The sequence below is a fragment of the Streptomyces sp. AC550_RSS872 genome (genome assembly GCF_019049285.1).
Lineage (GTDB): Bacteria > Actinomycetota > Actinomycetes > Streptomycetales > Streptomycetaceae > Streptomyces.
Genome location: NZ_JAGMUL010000152.1, coordinates 129,920 through 136,770 on the forward strand (window position 1 = coordinate 129,920; position 6,851 = coordinate 136,770).

At 71.7% G+C, this 6,851-nt stretch carries 6 protein-coding genes and 1 pseudogene; 3 read left to right on the forward strand and 4 right to left on the reverse strand.

Features of this window, described 5'->3' with window-relative positions; genetic code table 11:
* Window position 1: 1 nt before the first annotated feature.
* Window positions 2-1,150, reverse strand: a complete 1,149-nt coding sequence (locus tag KUM44_RS37955; protein ID WP_217214313.1) for a CapA family protein — start codon at window positions 1,148-1,150, stop codon at window positions 2-4.
* Window positions 1,151-1,374: 224 nt separating this feature from the next.
* On the opposite strand from KUM44_RS37955, the gene KUM44_RS37960 reads away from it, so the two are divergent.
* The 3 genes from KUM44_RS37960 to KUM44_RS37970 all read left to right on the forward strand — a co-directional run bounded on the left by KUM44_RS37960 (window position 1,375) and on the right by KUM44_RS37970 (window position 3,390).
* Window positions 1,375-1,923: a sigma-70 family RNA polymerase sigma factor gene (locus tag KUM44_RS37960; RefSeq protein ID WP_217214314.1), complete on the forward strand. Its 549-nt coding sequence runs from the start codon at window positions 1,375-1,377 to the stop codon at window positions 1,921-1,923.
* A gap of 146 nt (window positions 1,924-2,069) precedes the next feature.
* Window positions 2,070-2,585 carry a hypothetical protein gene (locus tag KUM44_RS37965; RefSeq protein WP_217214315.1) on the forward strand — a complete coding sequence of 172 codons (516 nt, stop codon included), beginning with the start codon at window positions 2,070-2,072 and terminating at the stop codon, window positions 2,583-2,585.
* 151 nt (window positions 2,586-2,736) lie between these two features.
* Window positions 2,737-3,390, forward strand: coding sequence for an anti-sigma factor (locus KUM44_RS37970; RefSeq protein WP_217214316.1), 654 nt, complete (start codon window positions 2,737-2,739; stop codon window positions 3,388-3,390).
* Window position 3,391: 1 nt separating this feature from the next.
* On the opposite strand, the gene KUM44_RS37975 is transcribed toward KUM44_RS37970, so the two are convergent.
* From KUM44_RS37975 to KUM44_RS46305, 3 genes and pseudogenes are all read right to left on the reverse strand, one after another.
* Window positions 3,392-4,255 carry an Fpg/Nei family DNA glycosylase gene (locus KUM44_RS37975; RefSeq protein ID WP_217214317.1) on the reverse strand — a complete coding sequence of 288 codons (864 nt, stop codon included), beginning with the start codon at window positions 4,253-4,255 and terminating at the stop codon, window positions 3,392-3,394.
* Window positions 4,256-4,325: 70 nt separating this feature from the next.
* Entirely contained in the window at window positions 4,326-6,413 is a 2,088-nt protein-coding gene (locus KUM44_RS37980) for a SpoIIE family protein phosphatase (protein WP_217214318.1), read from the reverse strand.
* 88 nt (window positions 6,414-6,501) lie between these two features.
* Window positions 6,502-6,851 (reverse strand): annotated as a pseudogene (locus KUM44_RS46305) (hypothetical protein); the annotation flags it as partial.

Sequence of the window (6,851 nt, forward strand, 5' to 3'; positions counted from 1 at the left end):
CCTACTCCCCCATGGTGAGCCCGTCCTTCCCGGCCCCCCGGCTCAGTACGACGTCCCGGATCCGGTCCCGGACACCGCGCACGTCGGCCCCCTTGGCGAGCGCCCGGTTGAGGTCGACCACCCGGCCGGCGTCGATGTCGAACAGCTGCGGGACGAACTCGGCCTTCGACACCTCCCAGCGGCCGCCCTTCCTGTCGGGTGCGGTGAAGGTGAAGCGGGCGAGGGTGGACTGGTTGCCGCGCGGGTCCTGTACGCCCCGGTCGTTGTACATCGCGCCGGCGATCTGGTCGCCCATGCCGTAGACCACCCAGGTGCCGTTGACCTTCTCGTACGCCTGCGGGACATGGGCGTGGGTGCCGAGAATCAGGTCGATGTCGGGGCGGCCGTCGGTGCGGGCGGCCGTGAGGTCGCGGGCCAGGGTCACCTGTTCGTCGTCGGGCCTGTCCTGCCATTCGGTGCCCCAGTGCAGCGAGACGACGACCACGTCGGCGCCCGCCTTCCGGGCGGCTCGGGCGTCCGCCAGGATCTTGCTCTCGTCGATCATGTTGACCGCCCAGGGCTGTTGCGGCGGAAGGGGGAAGCCGCTGACCCCGTACGTGTAAGCGAGATGCGCGACCTTGGCCTGGCCGGCGCGCAGCACGGTGACCGTGCGCGCCTCGTCGTCCGTGCGCGCCGTCCCCGCGTGCCGCACCTTCGCCCGGTCGAGGGCGTTCAGCGTGCGCAGGATGCCCGCGGCCCCGTCGTCGAGGCTGTGGTCGGAGGCGGTGGAGCAGCCGTCGTAGCCGGTGGCGGCGAGCCCTCGGGCCACCTCCGGCGGGGACTTGAAGAGCGGGTAGCCCGTGTAGCGGCCCTTCTCGCCGTACACGGTCTCCATATGGCACAGCGCCAGATCTGCGCGGGACACCACGTGCTTGACACCGGCGAGCATCGGGCGGAAGTCGTATCCGGTGCCGCCCGCGTCGAAGCGCGCACGTTCGATGATCGAGGCGTGCGGCAGGACGTCGCCGGAGGCGACGAGCGTGAAGCCGCGAGCCCCCTTACCGGAGGGGCCCGCCTGCCCCGGGGCCTCCCGGCTGTGGGCCTGGCAGGCGGCGCCTGCCGCGAGAACGGCCGTCGCGGCGAGGGCCACAAGTCGACTGCGTGGGATCATCGGCTCACCCCTTGTGGTCGTATATACGGATCAATAGGTACGAAGCCCTACCCGCCCGCAAACAATCCGGCCACTTTCGTTAGCCCGTCCGGCGCGCACCCCTTGGGGCCTGCCGTAGGCGGAAGGGACCGTTCGTCGAACCGTTCGCCGACGCGATCGACCGTCCGCCGCAGATCCGTGTGTGCGCTCTGTCCCGGAACCGCCGCCTGCGATGCCATACGGCCATGACGGCCGGAACCACCCTCACCAACGGGACGACGACCGCCGAGCACGAGCTCGCCGCATTGCAGCGGGAGCACGGTCGGCCCCTTTTCGCGCTGCTGCTCCGGCTCTGCGACGGGGACCGGCAGCGCGCCGAGGACCTCGTCCAGGAGACGCTGGTGCGCGCCTGGCAGCATCCCGAGGCCCTGCGCGCCGACGACTTCGACTCCGTGCGCCCCTGGTTGATGACCGTCGGGCGGCGGCTCGCGATCGACGCGCGGCGGGCCCGGCAGGCACGGCCGCCGGAGGTCGGGGACGCCATCCTGGAGAACGCACGGGTCATCTCCGACCACGCCGAGCGGGCCGCGGAGATGCTCGATGTGCGCGAGGCTGTGAAGACACTCACTCCGGAGCACCGTGAAGTCCTGGTGCTCGTGTACTTCCAAGGGGCGAGTGTTGCGGAGGCCGCGGAAACCCTGGGCATTCCGCCCGGTACGGTGAAGTCCCGCGCGTACTACGCGCTGCGGGCCCTGCGCCGGGTGCTTCCGGGATACGCGGCCGACCTGCGGTAAAACCAATGGGAGAGTCAAACCTCCGTAAAGCGCCTTGCTGAACACCCCGGTTGAGTAATCGGCTGTCCTCATCCGTGTTCCGGATTGGGCCAGGGCCCAAGGCCCCGGGGTAGGGCGACGCACTCACCGGAGGAAGGCAGGAAGGGATGCTGCACAGAGGTCAAGAGAGCACGGACGGCACCGGCGGCGGTGAACTCACCGTCCCCATGGCGTGGTTGTACGCCGAGTACATCGCCGACGAGCTGCTGCGGACCGGCGATCTCATGCCGCCGACGTCCTTCGAGTTCCGCGCCGGGCGCGACGCCCTGGCGCTGACCATCTTCCTGTCCGACACCGACGGCGAGCTCTCCGGCATCCGGGTCATCACCCAGCTGGAGACCTGGCTGTCGCTCACGGCCTACGACCAGCCGTGGCAGGACTGGGTGCGCGAGCGCATGGCGGGTCTCACGGCCGAGGCGGACGGGTCCGGCGGGCCCGCGCCCGACCTGGAGCTGGCCGAGGCGGCCTGGCGCTGGCTCCAGGAGACCGAGCTGCTCGCGCCCGATCTCAACGCGGTGCCGGGCGGCGGGGCGCCTGCCGGGGAGGACGAGGGACCGAAGGTGTGGACACCGGCGTGGCAGCTGGGGCTGCCGCTCGGGCACCTCGCCATCCACCTTTTCTAAGTTCTTTTCTCCACGGACCAATCCTCGGCGCCGACGGCTCCGAATCCCTTGGTTGCGATTCGGTGTCGGCCTTGAGTGATTCGACTGCCAGGTGCGTACCAGTGGGTGCAAGGAGTAACACACCCCACACCCAACGGCACGAGGATTCGGCATGAGGTCCCTGGAGAGGCATCGCGACGTCGCCGCGTACGCGCTCGGCGTGCTGAACGAGGCGGAGGCGTTCCGCTTCGAGGACCACCTCATGGAGTGCCCCCGCTGCGCGGCACACGTGACCGAGTTCGGGCCCATCACCCGCCAGTTGATGCTGTACCGGCGGTCGACGCCCCAGTTCGTGCACCCCATGACCAGGCCGGGCCCGCAGATGCTGAACCGGCTGCTCGACGCGGTGGCGGCCCGCCATCGGGCCCGGCGCCGGCGCACGATGTACGCCGTGGCCGCCTCGGTGGTGATCGCCCTCGCCGGGCCGGGTGTCGCGATGATGGCGAGCGGTGACGACGGAGCCACGCGGATCGTCCAGGCGACCGACGCGCGCTCGGGTGTGTGGGCGCAGGTCACCACCGAGAACGAGGCCTACGGCAGCCAGGTGGAGCTGAAGGTGAAGGACGGGTCGGGTGCGCGTCCCTGTCATCTGATCGCCATCGGCCGGGACGGCTCGGAGGAGACCGTGACCAGCTGGCACGCCTCCGACCACGGCTCCGACGAGAACACCATGACGGGCGCCTCGGCGATGCACGCGGACGAGATCGTCCGCTACGAGGTCAGGACGGCGGGCGGGGAGCACCTGGTGACGCTCGAGCCCCGGTGAGCTATTTCAGCAGCCGCGACAGTCTCCGGTCCGCCAGCGGCTTGCCGCCCGTCTGGCAGGTCGGGCAGTACTGGAGCGAGGAGTCGCTGAAGGAGACCTCGCGGATGGTGTCGCCGCAGACCGGGCACGGCTCGCCGGTACGGCCGTGGACGCGCAGACCGCTCTTCTTCTCCGCCTTCAGCCGTCCGGCCGCCACCCCGCGCGAGCGCTCGACCGCCTCCGTGAGGGTGGTCCGCAGGGCCTCGTACAGCCGCGCCGTGTCCTCGGCTGTCAGCGAGGCCGCCAGCTTGAACGGGGACATCTTCGCCGCGTGCAGGATCTCGTCGCTGTACGCGTTGCCGACCCCGGCGATGAGGCTCTGGTCGCGCAGGGCGCCCTTGAGCTGACGGCGCTCGTCCTTCAGCAGGGACGCGAGGCGTGCCTCGTCGAAGTCGTCGGCGAGCGGGTCCGGGCCGAGCCGGGCGACGCCGGGGACCTGCTGCGGGTCCTGGACGACGTACACCGCGAGGCGCTTCTGGGTGCCCGCCTCCGTCAGGTCGAAGCCGGCGCCGGTCTCCAGGGCGACGCGCAGCGCGAGCGGCCCCTTGCCGGGGCGGGGCATGCCGCTCGGGAGCTCGTCCTTCCAGTGCAGCCAGCCCGCGCGCGCCAGGTGGGTCACCAGGCGGGGGCCGTCGGCCGTCTCCAGGTCGAGGAACTTGCCGTAGCGGTGCACCGCGGTGACCTCGTGGCCCTCCAGGGCGCTGACCGGCGGGTCGTACGTCTTGAGGACGCTGATGGCGACGGGCAGCACACGGACGATCTCGTGGCCGACCAGGTTGTCGGTCAGGAAGTCCTTGAGCGCTTCGACCTCGGGGAGTTCCGGCATACGTCCAGAGTGCCACCGGGCACTGACAGCGCCGGACGACATCGGTCACCCGCGTCGTGGCGTACGGCGGTCAGGGCCGCTCCGGCACCACGAACTCGCACCACACCGCCTTGCCGCCGCCGCGGGCCTCCACGCCCCACACGTCCGTGAGCAGGTCGACCAGGAGCAGGCCGCGGCCGGAGACGCCCGACTCGCCCGCCTCACGGCGCCGGGGCAGGGCGCTGGAGGAGTCCTCGACCTCGACGCGCAGCCGGCGGTCGGAGCCGGCGAGGACCCGCAGGGTCACCACGGCGGAGCCCTCGGTGTGCATGAGGGCGTTGGTGATGAGCTCGTCGGCGACCAGTTCGATCTCGTCGGCCCGGTCACCGGCGCTCCAGGCGCGCACGGCGGCGCGGATCATGTGCCGGGCGCCGGTGAGGGCCTCGGGGTCGCCGGGCGCCACATGCTGCTGGAGTCGGCCGCCGGCCTGCGGGGCGTCCAGGACGCGGCGGCGCAGCAGGAGCAGGGCCACGTCGTCGTCACCACCGCGTTCCTCGGCGACGTCGATGAGGCGGTCCGCGAGGTCCCGTACGTCGTCCGGGCCGGTGGCGATGAGCGCGGTGAGGGTCTGCATGCCGTCGTCCAGGTCGGCGCCGGGCTGTTCGACCAGGCCGTCGGTGCACAGCAGCAGGGTGTGGTCGGAGTCCAGCTCGATGGTGCCGACCGGGTATTCGAGCCGCCCGAACTCCGCGGACAGGCCGAGCGGCAGCCCGCCCTCGACGGGGACACGACGGCAGGCGCCGCCGGGTTCCCGCAGCAGTGGGTCGATGTGACCGGCCCGGACCACCTGGACGACACCGGTGGACAGGTCGGCCTCCGCGTACAGGCAGGTCGCGAAGCGGTCGGTGTCCAGCTCGTGCAGGAACACGGAGGCGCGGGCCATCACGGTGGCCGGGGTGTGTCCCTCGGCGGCGTAGGCGCGCAGGACGATGCGCAGCTGGCCCATGACGGCGGCGGCGTGCGTGTCGTGGCCCTGGACGTCGCCGATGACGGCGCCCACGCGGCCGCCCGGCAGCGGGATCAGGTCGTACCAGTCGCCGCCGATGTCCCGGCCGAGGGAGCCCGCGGCACCGGCGGCGCGGTAGCGGACGGCGACGTCGGCGCCGGGCACGCTGGGGATCGTGCGCGGCAGCATGGCCTGCTGGAGCCCGGTGGCGAGGTCCTTCTCCTGCTCGTAGAACATGGCCCGCTGAAGGCTCTGCGCGATGCTGCTGCCGAGGGCGACGAGCACGTTGCGGTCCTCGGTGGAGAAGCCGCGCCGGTCGCTGTAGAGCAGCCCGATGGCGCCGATCGGCCGGGCCTGGGCGATCAGCGGCATATAGGCGGCGGACGTGATGTGCAGGTCGGTGATGTGCGGCCAGAGGATCGGGTAGCGCTCGGCGAACTCCTCCGGCGACTCGATGAAGCGCGGACTGAGGGTCCGTACGACCTCGCTCATCGGGTACTGCTCGTCGATCCGGGTGACCATGGTTCCCGGCACGAAGCTGCCCGCCGGACCCTCGGCGACCAGCCGGATCCGGCCGGCCTCGACCAGGCCCATGACCAGGCTGGTGGCGCCGAGGTGGGTGATGCCGTGGGTGTCCTTGAGGACGTCGATGACGTCCTGGACGGTGCGGGCGTGGGCGAGGGCGGCCGTGGTGAGCTGGACGACGCTGGTCTGCTGACGGCGCGCCTCGTCCTCGGCCGCCTGCTCACGCCGCTCCTCGCTCTCTGCGAGTTCGTCGGTGGCGTCCCGGACGATGCCGATGATGCGGCGCGGGCGGCCGGTCTCGTCACGGCGGATGTAGCCCTGGGTGTGGGTCCAGCGCAGGGTGCCGTCGCGGCAGCGGATGCGGAAGTAGACGCCGTAGTTCTCGCTGCCGTCCTTCATGGCCTTGGAGACCAGACCGTCCAGCCGGTAGGCCTCCGGCGGCGGGACCCGGATCGCCAGGGTCGCGGGGTTGCCGTCGTATTCGTCGGGGCGCAGGTCGAAGACCTCGTGGGCCTGGGCGTCCATGTGGAACAGACCGGAATCCAGGTCCCAGTCGAAGCTGCCCATGCGGTTGAGCGCCAGGATCGGATCCGGGTGGGCGGGCCAGTCGTCCGGGAGTGACAGGGCGCTCGCTCCCCGATCAACCATGGAGCCACCTTGCCAGGGTTTGGCGGATTCTTCGACCGGGGTGACGGAACTGCATTCGCCTACTTCCACGACCGCGCCGCGGCCTCGGTCAGCCGTCGAAGACGTCGGTGGGGCTGCCGAAGATGCTGTCGGTGGCGGCGGGGGTGTCGGGGCCGGTCTCCTCCGGGGTGTCCCGGGAGTCCGGGGTGCCCGGGGAGGGTTCCTCGGGCGACTTCGGGGGCGACGCCGAAGCGGTGGTGGGGCAGTCGCCGGGAGCGTCCGCAGGGGTCTTGTCCGGCGGCTCGTCCCGGGTGCCGGGGGTGGCGGTGCCGGTCGGGGACGCGCAGTCGGTCGGCGGTTCGGGCGGGGAGGTGGGCTCGCCGGGCGGGGAGGTGGGGGTGCCGGAGTCACTGTCGTGCGGGTGCGGGACCGGGGTCGGGGTCTGGGTCGGGGTCTGGG